Raw genomic sequence first — 22266 nt, 5'->3', positions numbered from 1 at the left:
CGCCAAGCGTCACGACCACCGCACGCCGCAGGTCACTGTCCACGGATTCGCCCGCCCCTTCCCACAATTCCGGTCAAAGTATCACCGAGGCGTCTTACCAGATGATCGCCAGGACAGGTCCTAGGGGGTTTGCCTGCGGGTTCGGTGGGGGCGGGCCCAAAGGATTGCGCAGTTCCCCGCGCCCCTGGGTACGTCAGCGCGTCCGCTGCCTTTCAGCCCGTCCGGCGTTCGAGGACGAGCGCGGAGCGCGATGGCGGGGGCTCGGGGGCGGCAGCCCCCGTGCAGTGACCCGCTGCCAACACCACCTGCCCCCCCCCGGGACGGGACCCCCTCAGCCGGACTTCTGGCTCTCGGCCGCCGCGAACAGCGCGAACGACAGCACGAGCAGCGCGACGCTCCCGTAGATCTCGCGGCCGTCGAGGAAGTCGAGCCCCTGTACGAGGCCCCAGCCGTGCAATCGGCCGGTGAGCTCGTGGACCAGGCCGACCCCGCCCTGCAGGAGGGCGATCACACCGAGAAACTCCAGAACCTGCTTCATACGAGGATGCTCGCCCCGCGGCCCCGGCGGATTCATCGGCCACGGGTCGCGCCGCGCACGGCGGAAGTCCCGGAACGGCGCCCGGGATCGCGCCGAAAGTCTGACGTGTCCGCGACTTTGGTAGCCGACCTGGCGACGGGAGCGGCACCGGCGCGCATCGATGCGTAGATTGCCGACTGTGAGTGATATCGCGCCGCTGCCGAAGCCCCCGAACCCCCCGGTCCGCCGGTGGTTTCTGCCGTCGGCCGTCACCTCGGAGCTGGACCCGGAGAACACCGACCGCAAGGGCCGCCCCCGGCGCACCGCGCGGGACTGGGCCGTCGACTTCGCCTGTTTCCTGATCGCCGTCGGGGTGGGCCTGCTCGGCGCGGACCAGGCGGACGGCGACCCGAACATCCCGTACGCCCTGGAGGTCGTCGACCAGTTGCTCGGCGCGGTCGCCTGCGCGGCCGTCTGGCTCAGGCGGCGCTGGCCGCTCGGCCTCGCCATCGCGATGGTGCCGGTCTGTTTCGTCTCCAACACCGCGGGCGGCGCGGGACTGGTCGCCCTGTTCACGCTCGCCGTGCACCGCCCCTTCAAGTACGTAGCCTGGACGGGCGGCGCGCAGCTCGCCCTGCTGCCCTTCTTCTCCTGGTGGCGTCCCGACGCCGACCTGCCGTACCTGGCCGTCGTCGGACTCGGAGTGCTGCTGACCGGTGCGGTGGTCGGCTGGGGCATGCTCGCGCGCTCCAAGCGGCAGCTCATGCTGAGCCTGCGCGACCGGGCACGGCGTGCCGAGACCGAGGCGGCGCTGCGTGCCGAACAGGCGCAACGGCTGGCCCGGGAGGCGATCGCCCGCGAGATGCACGACGTCCTCGCCCATCGCCTGACCCTGCTCAGCGTGCACGCCGGAGCACTGGAGATCCGCCCGGACGCCCCCCGGGCGGAGGTCGCGCGGGCCTCCGGGGTGATCCGTGAGAGCGCGCACGAGGCCCTGCAGGACCTGCGCGAGATCATCGGGGTGCTCAGGGCCTCCGGGGACGACGCCGACGAGTCGGGGCGGCCCCAGCCGACGTTCGGCGCGCTGGAGGGGCTGGTCTCCGAGAGCCGGGAGGCCGACATGAAGGTCACGCTCGACAACCGGGTCGTCGACGCGGCGACCATCCCCGCCTCGGTGGGCCGCACCACGTACCGGATCGCCCAGGAGTGCCTGACCAACGCCCGTAAGCACGCCCCCGGCGCGGAGGTCACGGTCACCGTGGCCGGGGCCCCGGGCACCGGTCTCACCGTCTCCGTACGCAATCCGCCGCCGCCCGGCGACGTTCCGCACGTCCCGGGCTCCGGCCAGGGGCTCATCGGCCTCACCGAGCGGGCCGTACTCGCGGGCGGACACCTGGAACACGGTCCCGAAGGGGACGGCGGCTTCCTGGTGCACGCGTGGCTGCCCTGGGGATGACGGATCACTACGGTGGGCGCATGAATCCGATCCGCCTCCTCCTCGTCGACGACGACCCGCTGGTCAGAGCAGGCCTGTCCTTCATGCTGGGCGGCGCCGACGACCTGGAGATCGTGGGGGAGGGCGCCGACGGCAGCGAGGTCGAGGCGCTCGTCGACCGCACGCGCCCCGATGTCGTCCTCATGGACATCAGGATGCCCACGGTGGACGGGCTCGTCGCCACGGAACGGCTCCGGGGCCGCGAGGAGGCTCCCCAGGTCATCGTCCTCACCACCTTCCACGCCGACGAACAGGTGCTGCGGGCGCTGCGGGCGGGTGCGGCCGGCTTCGTCCTCAAGGACACTCCGCCCGCGGAGATCCTCCACGCGGTGCGCCGGGTCGCGGCGGGTGATCCGGTGCTGTCGCCCGCCGTGACACGGCAGTTGATGGAACAGGCCGCGGGGGCGGGGCCCGACACGCGGCGTGCGGGTGCGCGTACGCGGGTCGCCGCGCTCAACGACCGTGAACGCGAGGTCGCCGTGGCGGTGGGGCGGGGGTGTTCCAACGCGGAGATCGCGGCGGGGCTGTTCATGAGCGTGGCCACGGTGAAGACGCACGTCTCCCGAATCCTCGCGAAGCTGAGCCTCAACAATCGCGTCCAGATCGCGCTACTGACGTACGACGCGGGCCTGTTGGACAACGACGCCGATGACCGCTGACGCGTTCGCGTTTCGTCGCTGTCTGCGGCGTCTGCGGCCCGACGGGGGCTGGCCGCGCAGTTCCCCGCGCCCCTGAATGGTGCCGGCCGGTTTGTTGCCTGCGGGCCGGTGGGGGCTGGTCGCGCAGTTCCTCGCGCCCCTTAAAAGACCGGGCCGGTGGGGGTTGAGCGCGCAGTTCCTCGCGTCCCTTCGGCGGGGTCGCTTGCTCTGGGGGTGAAAAGCTGGGGCGCAGCCCCGGTTTTCAGGGGCGCGGGGAACTGCGCGACCGGCCACGACGGCGCCGCAGCCGACCACGCACCCCACCTCCACCGCACCCCCGACCCGCGGTCGACGGTCAGTCGATCAGTCCCGGCCGCCCGGGATCTCCGACAGCGGGACGGACCGGCGCCCGCGCCGAGACAACTCGCACGCCTCCGCGACCCGCAACGCGTGCAACGCCTCACGCCCGTCGCACGGATTCGCCCGTTCGCCCCGCACGACCTCGACGAACGCGTGCAGCTCCGCCTCGTACGCGGGCCCGAACCGTTCCAGGAACCCCGTCCACGGCTTGGTGGCCGCAGGCGGCCCCGCCGGTTCCGTGGAGGCGATCGGCGTACGGTCGTCGAGCCCCACCCCGATCTGGTCCAGCTCCCCGGCCAGCTCCATGCGGACGTCGTAACCCGCCCCGTTCAGCCGCGTCGCCGTGGCCGTCGCGAGCGTCCCGTCGTCCAGCGTGAGGACGACCGCCGCCGTGTCGATGTCACCCGCCTCGCGGAACATCGCGGGCCCGGCGTCCGATCCCATCGCGTAGACCTCGGTGATCTCACGCCCGGTGACCCACCGCAGCATGTCGAAGTCGTGCACGAGCGTGTCCCGGTACAGCCCGCCGGAGAGCGGCAGATGTTCGGCCGGCGGCGGCGACTGGTCCGAGGTCATCGCCCGTACGGTGTGCAGCCGGCCGAGCTGCCCCGACCGCACCACCTCCCGCGCGGCGGCGTACCCCGAGTCGAAGCGCCGCTGGAAGCCCATTTGCAGGATCGTTCCGGCGGCCTCGACCTCCGCGATGGCCGTGAGGGTGCCTGTCAGGTCGAGGGCGATGGGCTTCTCGCAGAACACGGGCAGTCCGGCGCGGGCTGCCCGACCGATCAGTTCGCCGTGTGCCGAGGTGGCCGCGGTGATGACCACGGCGTCCACCCCCCAGGTGAAGATCTCGTCCACGCCGGGTGCCGCGGTGGCACCTAAGCGGTCCGCGAGCCGGCGTGCTCGTGCGGGATCCGCGTCCGTGACGATGAGGGAGCCGCCCACCTCGCGGTGGCGGCTGAGGGCGGTCGCATGAAATGTACCGATACGACCCGTCCCGATGAGTCCGATGCGCATGCGACAAAGTTGAGGGCGAACCCTACACCCTGTCAACTCTTTGTCCGGACAATCGAACCTCACAACTTCCCGTCAACATGCACCGGAGCTACGCTCGGGCCCGTGCCCAAACCAGATGTGGACCCGACCACGCCGCTCCAGCTCAGCGTCGACCGGAACAGCCCGGTACCGCTGTACTTCCAGCTGGCCCAGCAACTCGAAGCGGCGATCGAGCGCGGTGCCCTCACCCCGGGCAGCCTGCTGGGCAACGAGATCGAGCTCGCCGGACGCCTCGGTCTGTCCCGCCCCACGGTCCGCCAGGCCATCCAGTCACTGGTGGACAAGGGCCTCCTCGTACGCCGTCGGGGTGTCGGCACCCAGGTCGTCCACAGCCAGGTCAAGCGCCCCCTGGAACTCAGCAGCCTCTACGACGACCTGGAGGCGGCCGGACAGCGTCCCGCGACCCGTGTCCTCGTCAACACCGTCGTCCCGGCGACGGCCGAGGTGGCGGCGGCCCTGTCGGTGGCGGAGGGCAGCGAGGTGCACCGGGTGGAGCGGCTGCGGCTGGCCCACGGCGACCCGATGGCGTACCTCTGCAACCATCTGCCGCCCGGCCTGCTCGACCTGGACAGTGCACAGCTGGAGGCCACCGGTCTGTACCGGCTGATGCGCGTCGCGGGCATCACCCTGCACAGCGCCCGCCAGTCCGTCGGCGCCCGGGCCGCCACCGCCGTGGAGGCGGAGCGCCTCGACGAGTCCGCCGGCGCCCCGCTGCTCACCATGCAGCGCACCACCTTCGACGACACGGGCCGCGCCGTCGAGTTCGGTTCCCACACCTACCGCGCCTCGCGCTACTCCTTCGAGTTCCAGCTGCTCGTTCGCCCCTGAGCCCTCGTCCGCCCCTGAGCTGGTACGACTCCACGCACTCCCACGCATGCCCGCGTGGCGGTGTCGACGGCCCCGCTGTCCGGAATCCTTCACTCCGTATCCGATACTTGGTTGTTTCATGTATCGGACATCAAGAAGGGCACGGCCTCGTGGCACGGTTTCGGACCTGGGTCAGCATCGCGGTGGCAGGGGCGCTGGGCGCATCCCTGGCCGGGTGCAGCAGCACCGGCGGCAAGCGCGCCGAGGACGCCCGCAAAGCGGCGTCGGCCCAGGGCGGGGGCGCGGTGAGCACGCCGCGCTGGACCGTCGCGATGATCACCCACTCGGGTGATGGCGACACCTTCTGGGACATCGTCCAGAACGGCGCCCAGCAGGCCGCCGACAAGGACAACATCAAGTTCCTGTACTCCCACGACGACGAGGGACAGCAGCAGGCGCAGCTCGTGGACGCCGCCGTGGACAAGGGCGTCGACGGCATCGTCGTCACCCTCGCCAAGCCCGACGCCATGAAGAGCGCGGTCGCGCGCGCCGTGAAGGCCGGCATCCCCGTGATCACCGTGAACTCGGGATCCGAGAAGTCCAAGGAGTTCGGCGCGCTCACCCACATCGGGCAGGACGAGACGATCGCCGGCGAGGCCGTCGGCGACGAACTGAACAGGCGTGGCCGGAAAACGGCCCTCTGCGTCCTCCACGAACAGGGCAATGTCGGCCATGAGCAGCGCTGCGCGGGCGTGAAGAAGACCTTCGACGGCACCGTACGGAACATCTACGTGGAGGGCACCGACATGTCGGCCGTCCAGTCCTCCATCGGCGCCAAGCTCCAGGCGGACACCGCGGTCGACGCCGTCGTCACCCTCGGCGCGCCCTACGCGGACACCGCGGTCAAGGCCAAGGAGGACGCGGGCAGCAAGGCCGAGATCGACACCTTCGACCTGAACGCCAAGGTCGCCGCCTCCCTCAAGGACGGCACCCTCGGCTTCGCCGTCGACCAGCAGCCCTACCTCCAGGGGTACGAGGCCGTGGACCTGCTCTGGCTGTACCGGTACAACGCCGACACCCTCGGCGGCGGACGCCCCGTCCTCACCGGCCCGCAGATCATCACCAAGGACCAGGCCGCAGAGCTGGAGAGCTACGCGGACCGGGGCACCCGATGACCGCGACGAACCCCACGCCTCCCACGCCCCCCGGGGGTTCCACGGGCTCCACCGCGGACGACCGGCTGCTGCGGACCTCGCCGCTGCGCAGGCTGCTGGGCCGGCCCGAACTCGGCTCGGTGGTCGGCGCGCTCGCCGTCTTCCTCTTCTTCGCGCTGATCGCGGACGGTTTCGTACGGGCCGCGGGCCTCAGCACCGTGCTGTACGCGGCCTCCACCATCGGCATCATGGCGGTGCCCGTCGCCCTGCTGATGATCGGCGGCGAGTTCGACCTGTCCGCCGGCGTCATGGTGACGTCGTCCGCGCTGATCTCGTCGATGTTCAGCTACCAGATGACCGCGAACGTCTGGGTGGGCGTCGGGGTCTCGCTCCTCGTCACCCTCGCGATCGGCTTCTTCAACGGGTTCATGCTCACCCGCACCAAGCTGCCCAGCTTCATCATCACGCTCGGCACCTTCCTCATGCTGACCGGGATGAACCTCGGCTTCACCAAGCTGATCAGCGGCACCGTCTCCACCAAGACGATCGCCGACATGGAGGGCTTCGCCTCCGCCAAGGCCCTCTTCGCGTCCGTCCTCACCGTCGGCGGCGTCGACTTCAAGGTCACCATCCTGTGGTGGCTGGGCCTGGTGGCCCTCGCCTCCTGGATCCTGCTGCGCACCCGCGTCGGCAACTGGATCTTCGCCGTCGGTGGCGGAAAGGAAGCGGCCCGCGCGGTGGGCGTACCCGTCGCCGCGACCAAAATCGGCCTCTACATGGGGGTGTCCTTCGCCGCCTGGATCGCCGGACAGCACCTGCTCTTCTCCTTCGACGCCGTGCAGTCGGGAGAGGGCGTCGGCAAGGAACTGACGTACATCATCGCGGCCGTCATCGGCGGCTGCCTGATCACCGGCGGATACGGCTCCGCCGTCGGCTCGGCGGTCGGCGCGCTGATCTTCGGCATGACCGACAAGGGCATCGTGTTCGCCGAGTGGAATCCCGACTGGTTCAAGTTCTTCCTGGGAGCGATGCTGCTCCTCGCGACCCTGCTGAACGCCTGGGTCCGCAAGCGCGCGGAGGCCACGGCATGACGCAGCCCGCCACGACGACGTCCACCGGGCGCACGCCCCTGGTCGAGCTCGACGACGTCAGTAAGTACTACGGCAACATCCGCGCCCTGGAGGGCGTCTCGCTGGAGGTCCACGCGGGGGAGATCACCTGCGTCCTCGGCGACAACGGCGCCGGCAAGTCGACCCTCATCAAGATCATCGCGGGGCTCCACCAGCACGACGCGGGCACCTTCCGCATCGAGGGCGAGGACACCCGCCCGGCGTCCCCGCGGGAGGCCCTGGACCACGGTATCGCCACGGTCTACCAGGACCTCGCCGTCGTCCCCCTGATGCCGGTCTGGCGCAACTTCTTCCTCGGCTCCGAGCCCCGCAAGGGGTCCGGCCCCTTCAAGCGCCTGGACGTCGACCACATGCGCCGCACGACCCATGCGGAACTCCTGCGCATGGGCATCGACCTGCGGGACGTCGACCAGCCCATCGGCACCCTCTCGGGCGGCGAGCGCCAGTGCGTGGCGATCGCCCGGGCCGTCCACTTCGGCGCGAAGGTCCTCGTCCTCGACGAGCCCACCGCGGCGCTGGGCGTCAAACAGTCCGGTGTGGTCCTCAAATATGTGGCCGCCGCACGTGACGCGGGCCTGGGTGTCGTCTTGATCACCCACAACCCCCACCACGCGTACCTTGTCGGCAACCGCTTCGTCCTCCTCAAGCGCGGCACCATGGTCGGCAACCACACCCGGGAAGAGATCACCCTGGACGAACTGACCCGCCAAATGGCGGGCGGCAACGAACTGGACGACCTCCGCCACGAACTGGAGGGCAGCGCCTCGTAGGGCGCCCCGGGTGCTGCCCCGCAGGGGGCGCGGGGCTTTGCCGATGCGCGGCTCCGCCGCGCGGGCACGCCCGGCCGAGGCTTCTTCCAGGGGCGCGGGGCCGCGTCGATCTGCGGTTCCGCCGCCTGGGCCCGCCCGGCTGCGGCTTCTTTTAGGGGCCGCGGGGCTGTGCCGATGTGCGGCTCCGCCTCCTGGCTCGTCCGGCCGCGGCTTCCTTTAGGGGCGCGGGGAACTGCGCGACCAGCCACGACGCTCCCGCAGGCAGCGGATCACCGGCACCACCCCAGGGCGCCCCGAGCGCGGCGAAGGACGCCGCCGTGCGGCCGAGCGGCAGCGTGGGGCAGAATCGGCGCGATGAGCACCTACCGCGACCTCGCCCTGCCCAGGGCGCTCGGCTCCGCCAGAGCCGCGGGCGCCCCCATCGGCTCCCGCCGTGCCACCGCCCTGCGCACCGTGGGCACGCGCGAGCGCCGTTCCCACCTGACGGCGCCGCGCGTCCCCACCGTCGGCATCGACATCGGCGGCACGAAGGTGATGGCGGGCGTCGTGGACGCGGACGGCAACATCCTGGAGAAGGTCCGCACCGAGACCCCCGACAAGTCCAAGAGCCCCAAGGTCGTCGAGGACACCATCCTCGAACTGGTCCTGGACCTCTCCGACCGCCACGACGTGCACGCGGTCGGCATCGGCGCGGCCGGCTGGGTCGACGCGGAGCGCAACCGGGTCCTGTTCGCACCCCACCTCTCCTGGCGCAACGAACCCCTGCGGGACCGCCTGGCGGGCCGCCTCGCCGTCCCCGTCCTGGTGGACAACGACGCGAACGCCGCCGCCTGGGCGGAGTGGCGCTTCGGCGCGGGCCGCGGCGAGGACCACCTCGTCATGATCACCCTCGGCACCGGCATCGGCGGCGCGATCCTGGAGGACGGGCAGGTCAAGCGCGGCAAGTTCGGGGTGGCGGGCGAGTTCGGCCATATGCAGGTCGTGCCCGGCGGCCACCGCTGCCCGTGCGGCAACCGCGGCTGCTGGGAGCAGTACAGCTCCGGCAACGCCCTCGTCCGCGAGGCCCGCGAACTCGCCGCCGCCGACTCCCCGGTGGCCTACGGCATCATCGAGCACGTCAAGGGCAACATCGCCGAGATCACCGGCCCGATGATCACCGAGCTGGCCCGTGAGGGCGACGCGATGTGCATCGAGCTGCTCCAGGACATCGGCCAGTGGCTGGGCGTCGGCATCGCGAACCTCGCGGCGGCCCTCGACCCGTCCTGCTTCGTCATCGGCGGTGGCGTCAGCGCGGCCGACGACCTCCTGATCGGCCCCGCGCGCGACGCCTTCCGCCGCCATCTGACCGGCCGCGGCTACCGCCCCGAGGCCCGGATCGCCCGCGCCCAGCTCGGCCCCGAGGCCGGCATGGTCGGCGCCGCGGACCTGGCCCGCCTCGTGGCCCGCCGCTTCCGGCGCGCCAACCGGCGCCGCGTCGAGCGGTACGAGCGCTACGAGCGGTACGCCGAGTCGCGCCGCGAGGCGCAGGAGACGCTGTGATGACGGCCTCGCTGCCGCGCCAGGCCTCACCCCCGGACGAGCCGCCGCGCCCGCCCGAGGAGCCGGGCCACAGGATCCGCCGCCGCGCCCTGACCCTGCTGATCATCGTGCTGCTCATCGGTGTCCCGGCCGGCTATCTGGTGATCTCCGCCAACCAGAGCCGTGACAGCGGCAAGGACAAGGAGGCGAAGTACTCGGCGACCGGACTCACCCCGGGCTGGCCCTCCCGGGTCCAGCGCCGCCTGTACCAGGTGCCCATCCCCGGCTACTCGGCCGAGGTCGCGTACTACGAGACGAACAACTGGAAGACCAGCCGTCTCTACGTCCAGTTCCTCACCAGCGACGAGGGACTGGAGAAGTTCCTCAAGACCATCGGGACCAGCCTCGACGCCCTGGAGAAGGACGAACTCGCCATCAGCGCACGCGACCGGCGGGTCGTCGGCTGGGAGTTCACCGGACCCGGCCCCTGGTCGGGCCTGAACCACGCACGGAAGAACCCGATGCCCACGCAGCACATCGTCGTGGACTGGGCGAAGCCCGGCCATCCCATGGTCTACGTGGTCTCCAGAACGACCCCCTGACCCCACCCCGAAGCCACCGCGACCACGCCCCGACGACCTGCCCCTTCCGGCCGACGGGCCGCGTTGTCAGACCCGGCCCGTAGAGTCGAAGACGATCGATCCGACCGGGACGAGAGCGGGCGAGGGAGGTGGCCGGGAGCATGACTGCGGGGACGCGTACGAGTACGGGGACGGGTGAGGGGACGAGCACGGGGGAGCCCCGTGCCGAGGCCGGCCCCGGCGCCGGCCCGAAGCCCGAGGTCTCCCTCCGGCTGGCCGCGGTGTTCCTGCCCGCCGCGCTGCCCCGCGGCGGACGGATGGCCTTCTGGGACCCGGACGGCGACCTCCCGCTCCCCACACCGGACACCGAGCTGACGGTCGTACGACGGCACGGTACGGGGACACGACGGCACGCGGTCCCCGCGCTGACCATGCCGGTCACCGAGGCCCTGCCACTTCTGGTACGGGCCAGGCGCGACCCCGCCGCCCACCCCGCCACGGCCTGCTGGGGAGCCGCCGCCCTGCACGCGCTGCGGCTCGTCGCGCGCGGCCGGCTGCTGCCCGGCCTGACACCCGAAGGGTTCGACGCGTGGCGTGCGGGCCCCCTGGACCCGGACGACATCGCCCACCTCAGGGCGATCGCCGCGGCCCTCCCGTACGAGGGACACGCCGTCCCCCTGCCGGGCAGTGGCCCGCTCAGGCTGCCCGAGCCGGAAGCGCTGACACGCGCCTTCCTGGACGCGGTCGCCGACGCCCTGCCCCGCACCCCGGCCGCTCCGTACGCGGCGGGGAGGCCCTTCGCAGCGAGCGGGGCCCAGCGGCTGCCGGGCGCCCAGGACTGGGCGGCGGAGGTCGCCGCCGGAATGGACGCCGGGGTCCGCATCTCCCTGCGTCTCGACCTGTCCGCGGACGAGCTCTTCGACGACAGCGAGGGCGCGCGGCGGGCGGGCGCGGCCGTCGTCCAGGTGCACAGCCTCGCCGACCCCACCCTCGTCGTCGACGCGGCGGCCCTGTGGGCGGGCACCGCGGACGCCACGTTCGGCCCGCGCGCCCGGGTCGACGCGGCCCTGGCCGTGCGCCGCGCGGCCCGCGTCTGGCCGCCCCTGGACCGGCTGTCCGCGCAGGACGTGCCGGACGTACTGGCCCTGTCCGAGGACGAGCTGTCGGACCTGCTCGGTGTGGCGGCCACCCGCCTCGGCGCGGCCGGGGTCGCCGTGCACTGGCCGCGCGACCTCGCCCAGGACCTGAGCGCGGCGGCGGTCGTCCGCCCCGCGCCGGGCTCGGCCACGGACGGGACGGGCTTCTTCGAGAGCGAGGAACTGCTCCAGTTCCGCTGGCAGCTGGCCCTGGGCGGCGACCCGCTCAGCGAGGCGGAGATGGACGCCCTCGCGGAGGCGCACCGCCCCGTCGTCCGGCTGCGGGACCAGTGGGTGCTCGTCGACCCGGCCCTCGTCCGCAAGGCCCGCAAGCGCGAACTGGGCCTGCTCGACCCGGTCGACGCCCTCTCCGCGGCCCTCAGCGGCAGTGTGGAGGTCGACGGGGAGAGCGTCGAGGCGGTGCCCGTCGGAGCGCTCGCCGCGCTGCGCGACCGCCTCACGGCCGGACTGCGCCCCGCCGAACCGCCGCCCGGCCTGCGGGCGACCCTCCGCGACTACCAGCTGCGCGGGCTGGCCTGGCTCGACCTCATGACCTCGCTCGGCCTCGGCGGCTGCCTCGCCGACGACATGGGACTCGGCAAGACCATCACCGTCATCGCCCTCCATCTGAAGCGGGCACGTACCGAGCCGACCCTCGTGATCTGCCCCGCCTCGCTGCTCGGCAACTGGCAGCGGGAGATCGAGCGGTTCGCCCCCGGCGTGCCCGTGCGCCGCTTCCACGGACCGGAGCGCTCCCTGGCGGACATGGACGGAGGCTTCGTCCTGACCACCTACGGGACGATGCGCTCGACGGCACCGCGGCTCGCCGAGCAGACCTGGGGCATGGTCGTCGCGGACGAGGCCCAGCACGTCAAGAACCCGTACTCGGCGACGGCCAAGGCCCTGCGGACGATCTCCGCACCGGCCAGGGTCGCGCTGAGCGGCACACCGGTGGAGAACAACCTCTCCGAGCTGTGGGCCCTGCTCGACTGGACGACCCCGGGACTCCTCGGACCGCTGAAGTCCTTCCGCGCCCGGCACGCGCGCGCCGTGGAGAACGGCGAGGACGAGGAGGCCGTGGCCCGCCTCGCCCGGCTGATCCGGCCCTTCCTCCTGCGCCGCAAGAAGTCCGACCCGGGCATCGTCCCCGAACTGCCGCCCAAGACGGAGACGGACCACCCCGTCCCCCTCAGCCGCGAACAGGCCTCCCTGTACGAGGCCGTGGTGCGCGAGTCGATGCTCGCCATCGAGACCACGCAGGGCATCGCCAGGCGGGGCCTGGTCCTCAAGCTCCTCACGGCGCTCAAGCAGATCTGCGACCACCCCGCGCTGTATCTGAAGGAGGAGCCCGACGGGCTCCCCAGTGGCTCGGGAACGGCTCGACAGGCCGCCCGTTCCGGCAAACTGGCCCTGCTCGACGAGCTGTTGGACACGCTGCTCGCCGAGGACGGCTCGGCCCTCGTCTTCACCCAGTACGTGGGGATGGCCCGGCTGATCACGAACCACCTCACGGCACGCGCGGTCCCCGTCGAACTGCTCCACGGCGGCACGCCGGTGTTCGAGCGCGAACACATGGTGGACCGCTTCCAGAGCGGGGCGACGCCGATCCTGATCCTGTCGCTGAAGGCCGCCGGTACGGGTCTCAACCTCACGCGCGCGGGGCATGTCATCCACTTCGACCGCTGGTGGAACCCGGCCGTCGAGGAACAGGCCACCGACCGCGCCTACCGCATCGGCCAGACCCAGCCCGTCCAGGTGCACCGCCTCATCACCGAGGGCACCGTCGAGGACCGCATCGCCGACATGCTCGCCTCCAAGCGGGCCCTGGCGGACGCGATCCTCGGCTCCGGTGAGGCGTCCCTGACGGAACTGACCGACCGCGACCTGTCCGACCTGGTGTCACTGCGGAGGTCCACGTGATGTCTCCGACGGATCAGCCGGGTACGGACGACGGGACGCCTCAGGCCGAGTCCCCGGCCCCCGCCCCCGCCCCCGCCCACGACGATGTGGCGTCTTCGGTGTACGGCTCCCGCCCGGCGGCCGAGGGGACGCGACCTGCCGACGCCGCCCGACGGGCCCTGCGGGAAGCCCGCCGAGCCGAAGCGATCTCGGACTCGGGCCTGGGCTCGGAATCGGGCTCAGGTCCGGGCTCGGGGGAGTCCTCGGTGGCTCCGGCCTCGAAAGCGCCCCCGGCGGCCGTGGAGCCACGCCGCCGAGCCGTCCACGGAACCGCACCATCCGGGCCGCGCCCGGGCGACGCCGCGCGCGAGGCACTGCGGCGAGCGGTGAGCCGTACCGGCGGTGACACCGCCGCGGGGACCGAGGGCGGGGGAGGAGCACCGGACTCCGTGGACACTCAGCAGCCGGAGGCCCGTGGTTCACGCCCGGCGTCCGAGGCGACGGCGACAGGGGTACCCGACGCGGTGTCCGATGCGGACTCCGTGTCTGATGCGACCGCCGAGCCGGAGGCGGTCGGCCGACTCGACGAGGTCTCCGAGCCGCCCGCGGCCGACCGGCCCGACGTTCCCTCCGAAGCCTCGCGTCCCGGCGACGTGGCCCGGGAGGCGCTGCGTGCCGCGCGCATCCAGGCGGAGCGGGAGCGAACTGCCGTGCAGGACAAGGGAGTCGGGGCGTCCAGGAAGCGGCGCGGGGGCGCCGCGGTCACCGCCCCCGGCTCTCGTCCGACGCGTCCCACCGGTCCGAGCCGCGAGGCCGCGGCCCATGTACGGGAACTGGCCGAGATGCTGGGCACCAGCCTCGATCTGTCGTCCCGGCTGGAGAGGGAAGAGCGGGCGGACGAGTCCGGCACAGCCACGGAAGCCGGTGCCGAAGCCGGTGCCGACGCCGGCCCCCTCGGCTCCGAAGCCGCTCATCCGCACCCCCACCCACATCCCCATCCCCCTGCCGAGCCCGCCCCCGGCATCTTCGCCGTCCCCGGCGAGCCCCCGGCCCCCGCACAGCGCAGCGTCCCCGCAGCCGGTCGTTCCATGGCCGCCCCCGCCCGGGACGGTGAGCTGCGGCGTACGTTCCCGCCGCCGAAGCGGGCGCGGCGCGAGGGGGGCGGGTTCGCCGAGACGTGGTGGGGCAACGCGTGGGTCGCCGCGCTGGAGGAGATGGCGCTCGACGAGGCGCGGCTCGGGCGGGGGAAGGCGTACGCGGGGGAGGGACACGTCGACGCGGTCACGGTCACCCCGGGGCTCGTGCTCGCCTATGTGCACGGGAGCCGTCCGCGGCCGTACCGCGTGCAGATCCGGATGCGTACGCTCTCGGACGACGACTGGGAGCGGTTCCTCGGCGCCGCCGCCGAACGCCCGGCCCGCATCGCCGCGTTGCTCGACAAGGAGCTGCCCCAGGCACTCGCCGACTGCGGGGTGGACCTGCTCCCCGGCCCCGGCGACCTGGTCCCGCGCTGCAGTTGCCCCGACTCCGGCCACCCCTGCAAGCACGCGGCGGCCCTCTGCTACCAGACCGCGCGGCTGCTGGACGAAGACCCGTTCGTGCTCCTCCTGTTGCGCGGCCGGGGCGAGCGCGAACTGCTGGACGAGCTGTCCCGGCGCAACGCCACGCTGGCCGCCCGTTCGGCCCGCGCCGCCGAGGAGCCGGCACTTCCCGGAGTTCCGGCCCGGGAGGCGGTCGAGCGCCGCGTACGGGCGGCCCTGCCGGCCCCGCTGCTGCCGCCCGCGCATCCCGAACAGCCCCCGGCCTACCCGGCCTCGCCCGGCGGGCCCGACCCGTTCGCGCTGGACCAGTTGGCCACCGACGCGGCCGCCCGCGCGCACGCCCTGCTCACCACCGGCCGCGACCCCCTGGCCGAGCTGACGCTCTGGCAGGACGCCGTCCGGCTCGCCGCCACCCGCCCGGGTTCCGGCCTCACCGCCACCACCCGCGCCCTCTACGCGGACCTGGCCACCGCCGCGCGTCGCACCCCGGGAGACCTGGCCCGCGCGGTCGCGGCATGGCGCCAGGGCGGGCTCGAAGGGCTCGCCGTCCTCGAAGAGGCCTGGGACCCTCCGGCGGGCCGTTTCGACCGGGCCCGCCCCCTCCTCCTCGCGGCCGACTTCCCCGCCTTCCGGCCCTGGCACAACCACCTGACGCACCCCCATGGCCACATACAGCTCCGCCTGGGCCACGACGGCCTCTGGTACGCGTACGAGTCGGAACCGGGCCACGACGACTGGTGGCCCCGCGGCACCCCCGACCTGGATCCGGTCGGCGCCCTCACCGGCCTGGGCTCGCCGACCGACGTCTGAGCGCGCCCGACTCCCGCGATTCACCGGCGAGTCGGCGCGCGGACTCGTACCATGGCGCCCATGATCCTCAGCCGGTGCCGCCCTGCTCCGCGGTTCAGCGTGCGTACGCCGCACGGCTGTTGTTGATCTTCACCGAGCCCGTAACCGCGCTCCCGGCCGCACTTCTCCTCCTGCGGCCCACCTCCACCCCCAGGCCCGAGGGCCCGGCGAGTTCTGCCGTACCCGCGGGCCCGCGGTCACCCCACCACCTCCGCACCCGTGCCCGTGAACCCCCGACAGGCAGGAGCCCACCCATGTCCCGTACCGACTCACGTACCGACTCCCGTACCGGCACGCGCGATGAAGAGTCCGTCTACGACCGTCGCAGACTCCGTCAGTGGTTCGCGGGCGAGGCCCGGGCCGACGGCATCGAGCGGCGCGACATGCTCCGCCTGCTGGCCGCCGCCGGACTGGCCACCACAACCACCGCGGCCACCGCCGGTTTCGCCGCACCCGCCGTGGCCGCTCCCGCGACCGACACCGGAACAGTCACCGCGACCACCGACCGCGCGTCCGCCGCCGCCGTACCCGGGATAGTCAAGCCGCTTCCCGACGCCTGGTTCACCTCGCGCGGCACGAACGCCGAGACCAGGTTCGAGGCACTGGCGGGCACCGGCCACCACACCCCCACGGACCGCTTCTTCGTCCGCAACCACACCGCCACCCCCGTCCTGGACGCGAACGCCTGGAGTGTCACCGTCTGGGGAGACGGCCTCGCGGGCGGCGGGTCCGCCGAGTTCACGCTGGACGACCTCAAGTGCCTGCCCGCCACCACCCGCAGCGCGTTCGTGGAGTGCGCGGGCAACGGCCGCAGCTTCTTCACGACACAGCAGGGCCAGACCGTGTCCGGCACGGCGTGGACCCTGGGCGCGATCGGCGTGGCCCGCTGGCGCGGGGTACGGCTCGGCGAGGTGCTGCGCCGCGCCGGGCTGAGCCGCGGCGCCGTGGACGTCCTGCCCCGCGGCCTGGACGCCGACTACGTCACGGCGGACGGCACGAACCTCGGCCGCGTCCGCCGCCCGCTGCCCCTGTCGAAGGCCCTGGACGACGTGCTGCTCGCGTACGAGATGAACGGCGAGCCGCTCCCGCCGGACCACGGCGGTCCCGTACGGGTTCTCGTGCCGTCCTGGATCGGGATCGCGTCGATCAAGTGGGTCGGTGACATCGAGGTCTCCGCCCAGCCGCTGTACTCCCCGTGGAACACCGATTTCTACCGGCTGTTCGGCGACGCGTACCCGGCGGGCGGCAGCGCCCCGCTCAGCCGTCAGACGCTCAAGTCGGCCTTCGAACTCCCGTGGAACGCAAGCCTGGAGGCCACCGCCGAGCACCGTCTCACCGGCCGTTCGTGGTCGGGCGCGGGCGTCGTGGCGCGCGTCGACGTGAGCACCGACGGCGGTTCGAGCTGGCGGCGCGCCCGTCTGCACGACGCCCCGCGCCGCGCCGACTGGGTCCGCTGGTCCGCCGACTGGCGTCCGGCGGCCCCGGGAACGTACACGCTCCTTGCCCGTGCGACCGACACCACGGGCCGCACCCAGCCGCAGACCACCGTCCACAACACCCAGGGCTATCTCTTCGACGCGGTCGTCCGGCACCCGGTCCGGGCGGTGTGACCCGCGCCCCGCGACGCCCGCCTCCACGGGGAGCCCCGGCCGTCGCCCCGAGCCCCTGAAGGTTCGTAGGGTCCATCTGTACGATGACGCGCGGTGCGGCCGGGGTCCCTTGCCACCCGGCTGCCACTCGGTGAGTTGTGAAGGCCGGTGCGGAGGATCTTCGCGAGGCTGCCACAACGTGGGACGCCTTGCATGGGGATCCGACCCAAGTGCGTGAGAAATCGTGAGATGTGGGAGCGTGAGTCGGGTGAGCGACGCACAGACCAACACCCTTCAATACCGCTTTGACGGGCCAGAAGACGCACCTGTCCTGATCTTGGGTCCCTCACTGGGCACCACCTGGCACATGTGGGACCGGCAGGTCCCGGAGCTGGCCAAGCAGTGGCGGGTCTTCCGCTACGACCTGCCCGGTCACGGCGGCGCACCCGCGCACCCGACCGGCTCGGTCACCGAGCTCGCCGAACGGCTGCTCGCCACCCTCGACGGGCTCGGCGTCCAGCGGTTCGGCTACGCGGGCTGCGCGCTCGGCGGAGCCGTGGGGGCCGAGCTGGCGCTGCGCCGCCCCGAGCGCCTCGCCTCGCTCACGCTGATCGCGGCCTCCCCGCGCTTCGGCACGGCCGACGAGTTCCGGCAGCGCGGTGTGATCGTCCGGTCGAACGGCCTGGACCCCATCGCGCGGTCGTCCCCCGAGCGCTGGTTCACGACCGGGTTCGCCGCGGCACAGCCCGCGATCACCGAGTGGGCCGTACAGATGGTCCGCACCACCGACCCGGGCTGCTACATCGCCGCCTGCGAGGCGCTCGCCGCGTTCGACATCCGTGCCGACCTCGGCCGTATCGGTGTGCCCACGCTCGTCCTGGTCGGTTCGGACGACCAGGTGACCGGCCCCGCCGAAGCCCGCACCCTGGTCGCCGGGATACCCGACGCCCGCCTCGCGGTCGTGCCCGGCGCCTCCCACCTGGTCCCCGTGGAGCAGCCGGCGGCGGTCACGGACCTCCTCGTACGGCACTTCTCCACGGCCTGGCAGCAGCCCGCCTACGACTCGTCCACCGGGCAGATGTCGGTCGTGGTCCCGCAGGCGAGCCCGGTGCTCTCCGTGCCGCAGCAGGCGTCGCCCGTCGCCGAGATCGCCCCGGCCCCGCAGCCCGAGGCGCTGATGGGCAGGTCCGATCCGTACGACGCGGGCCTCAAGGTCCGCCGTGAGGTGCTCGGGGACGCCCATGTGGACCGGGCGCTGGCCCAGGCCGACGAGTTCTCCGGGGACTTCCAGGAGTTCATCACGCGCTACGCGTGGGGCGAGATCTGGGACAGGCCGGGCCTCGACCGGCGCTCGCGCAGCTGTGTGACCCTCACCGCGCTGGTCGCGGGCGGCCACCTCGACGAGCTGGCCTTCCACACCCGGGCCGCCCTCCGCAACGGGCTCACCCCCGTCGAGATCAAGGAAGTACTCCTCCAGGCGGCCGTCTACTGCGGCGTACCGGCCGCGAACAGCGCCTTCAAGGTGGCCCAGCAGGTCATCCGCGAGGAGACCACTCCGCAGGAGTGAGCGGCGGGAAAGGGCCCCCTCGGGTGGGCCCGCTCCGACGGGCGGAGGCAGGATGGAAGGCATGAAGTTCACAAAGAAGTCGCACGCCTGCGTCCGCCTGGAGAAGGACGGCCGCACACTCGTCATCGATCCCGGGGTCTTCAGCGAGGAGGACGCCGCGGTCGGCGCGGACGCGATCCTCGTCACGCACGAGCACCCCGACCACTTCAGTGAAGGGCACCTGCGGGCCGGTCTCGACGCCAACCCGCAGGCGGAGATCTGGACCCTGAAGTCGGTCGCCGACCAGCTCTCGGCCGCGTTCCCGGGCCGGGTGCACACCGTCGGGCACGGCGACACGTTCACCGCCGCGGGCTTCGACGTACAGGTCCACGGCGAACTGCACGCCGTGATCCACCCGGACATCCCGCGCATCACGAACGTCGGCTACCTCGTCGACGGCGGGCGCGTCTTCCACCCCGGCGACGCGCTCACCCTCCCCGACCACCCGGTCGAGACGCTGCTGCTGCCCGTCCAGGCCCCCTGGAGCAAGATCTCCGAGGTCATCGACTACGTCAGGGAGGTCAAGCCGCAGCGCGCGTACGACATCCACGACGCCCTGCTCACCGACCTCGCGCGCCCCGCCTACGACCGCCAGATCGGCACCCTGGGCGGCTCCGAGCACCTGCGCCTGGCCCCGGGGGAGACCGCCGACCTCTGAGTGGCCGATCTCCGACTGTCAGAGGCGCCCGGTAGGTTGTGGGGCATGCGTATCGCCACCTGGAACGTGAACTCGATCACCGCCCGTCTCCCGAGGCTGCTGGCCTGGCTGGAGAGCAGCGGCACGGACGTGCTGTGCATCCAGGAGACGAAGACCACCGCCGAGCAGTTCCCCACCGAGGAGCTGCGCGAGCTGGGCTACGAGTCGGCGGTGAACGCGACCGGGCGGTGGAACGGCGTGGCGGTGGTGTCCCGGGTGGGCCTGGAGGACATCGTGCGGGGCCTGCCCGGCGACCCGGGCTACGAGGGCGTCGAGGAGCCCCGCGCGGTCTCCGCGACCTGCGGGCCGGTCCGCGTCTGGTCGGTCTACGTGCCGAACGGCCGCGAGGTGGACCACCCGCACTACGCGTACAAGCTCCAGTGGTTCGAGGCCCTGAGGACGGCCGTCGCGGGCGACGCGGCCGGCAGCCGCCCGTTCGCGGTGATGGGCGACTACAACGTGGCTCCGACGGACGACGACGTCTTCGACCGCGCCGTCTTCGAGGGCTCCACGCACGTCACGGAGCCCGAGCGCGCCGCGCTCACCGCCCTGCGCGGCACGGGCCTCACGGACGTGGTCCCGCGCCCCCTGAAGTACGACCACCCGTTCACGTACTGGGACTACCGCCAGCTCGGCTTCCCCAAGAACCGGGGCATGCGCATCGACCTGGTCTACGGCAACGCCCCCTTCACCAAGGCGGTGACCGACTCCTACGTGGACCGCGAGGAACGCAAGGGCAAGGGCGCCTCGGACCACGCCCCGGTGGTAGTGGACCTGGACGTATAGCCCCGCAAGGGGCGCGGGGAACGGCGCGCCCGGCCGCATCGGCCCCGCACCCGACACACGACCCAAGCCCCGTAAGGGGCGCGGGGAACGGCGCGCCCGGCCGCATCGGCCCCGCACCGGACACACGACCCAAGCCCCGTAAGGGGCGCGGGGAACTGCGCGACCAGCCACATCGGCCCCGCACCCGAACAGCGACCTCACCGGCCCAGAATCCGCCCCGCCTACAACAACCCCAGATCCACGGACTCAGCCAGCGCAGCGAGCCCCGCATCGCCAGGGTGCAGATGGTCTCCACTGTCATAGACAGGAAGAAGCCGCGCAGGATCCCCCGGATCCCGCAACACCGCGTCGAAGTCGAGCACCCCGTCGAACCCGGCATCGGCCGCCCCGGACCGGATCCACCGGTTCACATCACTCCGCTGGGCATCGACATCGGCCGTGCACCGAGCCTCGCCCTCACAGGGCACGATCGTCGCGGCCAGCACCCGCAGCCCCCGCCCGTGCGCCCGCTCGGCGACCTCCTTCAGCCCCTCCACGACCTGCTCGGCGCCGGCGCCCCAGCGGACGTCGTTGATCCCCTCGAAGACGATGACCGTACGTGCCGACGTCTGTGCGAGGACATCCCGGTCGAGGCGGTGCAGCGCGCTCACCCCGCCCGTGTCGGTGGAGACACCGTCACCGACGTACCGGTCCGTGACCACACGATTCGCCGAGATCCCCTGGTTGAGCACCCCATAGTGCGGCACCACACTCTGTTCCCGGAGCCGGTCGGCCAGCAGATCGGGCCAGCGCCGGTTCGCGTCCCGCGTCGACTTCTCACCGTCGGTGATCGAGTCCCCGAGTACCACGACGGACCCCGGCCCGCCGTCTGCACCGCCGCCTGACCCACCGCCCGGTTCGTCACCCACGTCGACACCGGTCAGCAGCGGCCAGTTGAGGATCGTCGAGGTGTACGCGTCCGGGGCGGTGTCGCCGGCGTGGTCACCGGGCTCGCTGACGTACGACTGCTGCACGGCCAGGCTGTGCACGGGCGCCGCCACCACCGTTCCGGGCAGGTGGAAGCTCACGAGGAGATTGCTGTCCGCGGGCACGTCGAAGCCGAGCGGATCGCTGAACGCCTGCGCCCCCGCAGGGATCCCGGTGCCTGCGGAGCCCCCGAAGGACAGCGGCACGGGAGCGCCTCGCGGGCTCGCCCCGGACGCCTGCACCGCCACCGTCGCGCTCCCGATCCGTACGGGCGTGGCCGCGAAGGTGTTGTCGAGCCGGATCCGTACCCGGGGCCCGCCCGCCGAGGTGTGCACCACCAGCCGCAGTGTCCGGTCGGTCCAGGGCCCGACGGCCGGGTAGCCGGAGGTCGAAGCGGCCCAACTCCCCGTCCAGCCGGGGCTGTCGGAGCGTACCGACAGGGCGAACACATGCAGGTCTTCGTTGTCCGGCAGGTCCACGGAGTCCACCGCGCGCCCTCGGACGAGCGGCACGGTCACCACGTACAGCCGTGCCTTCTCGGCGAGTTGGCCGTCGGAGGTGTTGACGTGGGGGAGGGCCACGGCCTTGGTGGCGAGCGGCCCGCCGCGCCAGTCCGACGCGCTCAGCCGGTACGCGGAGCTGGACCCGTCGAGGTACCGCACCACGCCCGTGCCGCTCTCCTCGCCGCCGCCCGTGCCCGCGACCAGGAAGGCGAGCGCGTCACCGTGGCCGCGTACCCGTACGGACTGGCCGTCGGCGCGTACGTTGTCGGGCCGGCCCGGGGTCCGGCGGGGCCAGGTCAGCCGGGCGCCCTGGACGGTGAGTGCGCGTCCCGGTGTCCAGCCGGCGGCGGTGAGGTCCTGCGCCGACAGGGAACGGCCCGAGCCGTCGAAGTCCGCCTGGGCGGGCCGGGCGTCGTCGCTCACGGCCGTGTTGTCGAAGTGCCGCTCCAAGGGCAGCGGGCGCTCCTTGACCTGCGGAGCGGCCGTCGCACGGACCGCCTCCGCCGGAGCGACCGCCTCCACCGCCGGGACCGCGGCCGTCGCCGGGACCGCGGCCGTCAGCACTGACAGCAGGGTCAGGGCAACGGTGGTACTCCACACGCGTCGGCGCACACCGACTCCTCCCGCTCAGGATGCACCGTAAAGCTGCACGGTGAAGCTAAGGAGAC

The 22266-nt window shown here is 72.6% G+C and carries 17 protein-coding genes; 14 read left to right on the top strand and 3 right to left on the bottom strand.

The window, feature by feature from the left end:
- Window positions 1–331: 331 nt before the first annotated feature.
- Complete coding sequence (locus ACZ60E_RS08215; RefSeq protein WP_469438984.1) at window positions 332–538, bottom strand: hypothetical protein; 207 nt, start codon at window positions 536–538, stop codon at window positions 332–334.
- 169 nt (window positions 539–707) lie between these two features.
- Between ACZ60E_RS08215 and ACZ60E_RS08210 the strand changes: the two genes are divergently transcribed.
- Both ACZ60E_RS08210 and ACZ60E_RS08205 read left to right on the top strand, forming a co-directional pair.
- A complete protein-coding gene (locus ACZ60E_RS08210) occupies window positions 708–1973 on the top strand; it encodes a sensor histidine kinase (RefSeq protein WP_469438983.1) in 1266 nt (421 codons plus the stop codon).
- Between the two features lie 20 nt (window positions 1974–1993).
- Window positions 1994–2671: a response regulator gene (locus tag ACZ60E_RS08205; RefSeq protein ID WP_385835477.1), complete on the top strand. Its 678-nt coding sequence runs from the start codon at window positions 1994–1996 to the stop codon at window positions 2669–2671.
- A 342-nt stretch (window positions 2672–3013) separates the two neighbouring features.
- On the opposite strand, the gene ACZ60E_RS08200 is transcribed toward ACZ60E_RS08205, so the two are convergent.
- Window positions 3014–4027, bottom strand: coding sequence for a Gfo/Idh/MocA family protein (locus ACZ60E_RS08200; protein WP_469438982.1), 1014 nt, complete (start codon window positions 4025–4027; stop codon window positions 3014–3016).
- A 117-nt stretch (window positions 4028–4144) separates the two neighbouring features.
- Here ACZ60E_RS08200 and ACZ60E_RS08195 point away from each other — a divergent pair, with 117 nt between their 5' ends.
- The 12 genes from ACZ60E_RS08195 to ACZ60E_RS08140 all read left to right on the top strand — a co-directional run bounded on the left by ACZ60E_RS08195 (window position 4145) and on the right by ACZ60E_RS08140 (window position 20129).
- Entirely contained in the window at window positions 4145–4894 is a 750-nt protein-coding gene (locus ACZ60E_RS08195) for a GntR family transcriptional regulator (protein ID WP_107016720.1), read from the top strand.
- Between the two features lie 149 nt (window positions 4895–5043).
- Window positions 5044–6048: a sugar ABC transporter substrate-binding protein gene (locus tag ACZ60E_RS08190; protein WP_385835479.1), complete on the top strand. Its 1005-nt coding sequence runs from the start codon at window positions 5044–5046 to the stop codon at window positions 6046–6048.
- Window positions 6045–7118 (top strand): ABC transporter permease, encoded by a 1074-nt coding sequence (locus ACZ60E_RS08185; protein ID WP_469438981.1) that lies wholly within the window; start codon window positions 6045–6047, stop codon window positions 7116–7118. The genes ACZ60E_RS08190 and ACZ60E_RS08185 overlap by 4 nt, the downstream gene beginning before the upstream one ends.
- Window positions 7115–7927 (top strand): ATP-binding cassette domain-containing protein, encoded by an 813-nt coding sequence (locus ACZ60E_RS08180; protein ID WP_469438980.1) that lies wholly within the window; start codon window positions 7115–7117, stop codon window positions 7925–7927. The genes ACZ60E_RS08185 and ACZ60E_RS08180 overlap by 4 nt, the downstream gene beginning before the upstream one ends.
- Before the next feature lie 354 nt (window positions 7928–8281).
- Complete coding sequence (locus ACZ60E_RS08175) at window positions 8282–9466, top strand: ROK family glucokinase (protein WP_210888539.1); 1185 nt, start codon at window positions 8282–8284, stop codon at window positions 9464–9466.
- Complete coding sequence (locus tag ACZ60E_RS08170; protein ID WP_384806933.1) at window positions 9466–10047, top strand: sugar kinase; 582 nt, start codon at window positions 9466–9468, stop codon at window positions 10045–10047. The genes ACZ60E_RS08175 and ACZ60E_RS08170 overlap by 1 nt, the downstream gene beginning before the upstream one ends.
- A 140-nt stretch (window positions 10048–10187) precedes the next feature.
- Window positions 10188–13082 carry an SNF2-related protein gene (locus ACZ60E_RS08165; protein WP_384806935.1) on the top strand — a complete coding sequence of 965 codons (2895 nt, stop codon included), beginning with the start codon at window positions 10188–10190 and terminating at the stop codon, window positions 13080–13082.
- Window positions 13083–13510: 428 nt separating this feature from the next.
- Window positions 13511–15412: an SWIM zinc finger family protein gene (locus tag ACZ60E_RS08160; protein ID WP_469438979.1), complete on the top strand. Its 1902-nt coding sequence runs from the start codon at window positions 13511–13513 to the stop codon at window positions 15410–15412.
- Window positions 15413–15705: 293 nt separating this feature from the next.
- A complete protein-coding gene (locus ACZ60E_RS08155; protein WP_469438978.1) occupies window positions 15706–17061 on the top strand; it encodes a sulfite oxidase in 1356 nt (451 codons plus the stop codon).
- Between the two features lie 247 nt (window positions 17062–17308).
- Window positions 17309–18607: a bifunctional 3-oxoadipate enol-lactonase/4-carboxymuconolactone decarboxylase PcaDC gene (gene pcaDC, locus ACZ60E_RS08150; RefSeq protein WP_384806942.1), complete on the top strand. Its 1299-nt coding sequence runs from the start codon at window positions 17309–17311 to the stop codon at window positions 18605–18607.
- Between the two features lie 61 nt (window positions 18608–18668).
- A complete protein-coding gene (locus tag ACZ60E_RS08145; RefSeq protein ID WP_384806945.1) occupies window positions 18669–19304 on the top strand; it encodes an MBL fold metallo-hydrolase in 636 nt (211 codons plus the stop codon).
- Window positions 19305–19349: 45 nt separating this feature from the next.
- Window positions 19350–20129 carry an exodeoxyribonuclease III gene (locus tag ACZ60E_RS08140; protein WP_469438977.1) on the top strand — a complete coding sequence of 260 codons (780 nt, stop codon included), beginning with the start codon at window positions 19350–19352 and terminating at the stop codon, window positions 20127–20129.
- 221 nt (window positions 20130–20350) lie between these two features.
- On the opposite strand, the gene ACZ60E_RS08135 is transcribed toward ACZ60E_RS08140, so the two are convergent.
- Window positions 20351–22210: an SGNH/GDSL hydrolase family protein gene (locus ACZ60E_RS08135; protein WP_469438976.1), complete on the bottom strand. Its 1860-nt coding sequence runs from the start codon at window positions 22208–22210 to the stop codon at window positions 20351–20353.
- Window positions 22211–22266: the final 56 nt, after the last annotated feature.

This window comes from Streptomyces sp. NPDC102514 (genome assembly GCF_055584525.1).
This window is presented reverse-complemented; position numbering and strand designations above follow the sequence as displayed.

What these genes read in the sequence shown, in the direction of transcription:
- ACZ60E_RS08215 (WP_469438984.1), bottom strand. Translation starts at nt 538, where the DNA reads ATGAAGCAGGTTCTGGAGTTTCTCGGTGTGATCGCCCTCCTGCAGGGC.
- ACZ60E_RS08205 (WP_385835477.1), top strand. Translation starts at nt 1,994, where the DNA reads ATGAATCCGATCCGCCTCCTCCTCGTCGACGACGACCCGCTGGTCAGA.
- ACZ60E_RS08200 (WP_469438982.1), bottom strand. Translation starts at nt 4,027, where the DNA reads ATGCGCATCGGACTCATCGGGACGGGTCGTATCGGTACATTTCATGCG.
- ACZ60E_RS08185 (WP_469438981.1), top strand. Translation starts at nt 6,045, where the DNA reads ATGACCGCGACGAACCCCACGCCTCCCACGCCCCCCGGGGGTTCCACG.
- ACZ60E_RS08180 (WP_469438980.1), top strand. Translation starts at nt 7,115, where the DNA reads ATGACGCAGCCCGCCACGACGACGTCCACCGGGCGCACGCCCCTGGTC.
- ACZ60E_RS08175 (WP_210888539.1), top strand. Translation starts at nt 8,282, where the DNA reads ATGAGCACCTACCGCGACCTCGCCCTGCCCAGGGCGCTCGGCTCCGCC.
- ACZ60E_RS08170 (WP_384806933.1), top strand. Translation starts at nt 9,466, where the DNA reads ATGACGGCCTCGCTGCCGCGCCAGGCCTCACCCCCGGACGAGCCGCCG.
- ACZ60E_RS08165 (WP_384806935.1), top strand. Translation starts at nt 10,188, where the DNA reads ATGACTGCGGGGACGCGTACGAGTACGGGGACGGGTGAGGGGACGAGC.
- ACZ60E_RS08155 (WP_469438978.1), top strand. Translation starts at nt 15,706, where the DNA reads ATGTCCCGTACCGACTCACGTACCGACTCCCGTACCGGCACGCGCGAT.
- ACZ60E_RS08145 (WP_384806945.1), top strand. Translation starts at nt 18,669, where the DNA reads ATGAAGTTCACAAAGAAGTCGCACGCCTGCGTCCGCCTGGAGAAGGAC.
- ACZ60E_RS08140 (WP_469438977.1), top strand. Translation starts at nt 19,350, where the DNA reads ATGCGTATCGCCACCTGGAACGTGAACTCGATCACCGCCCGTCTCCCG.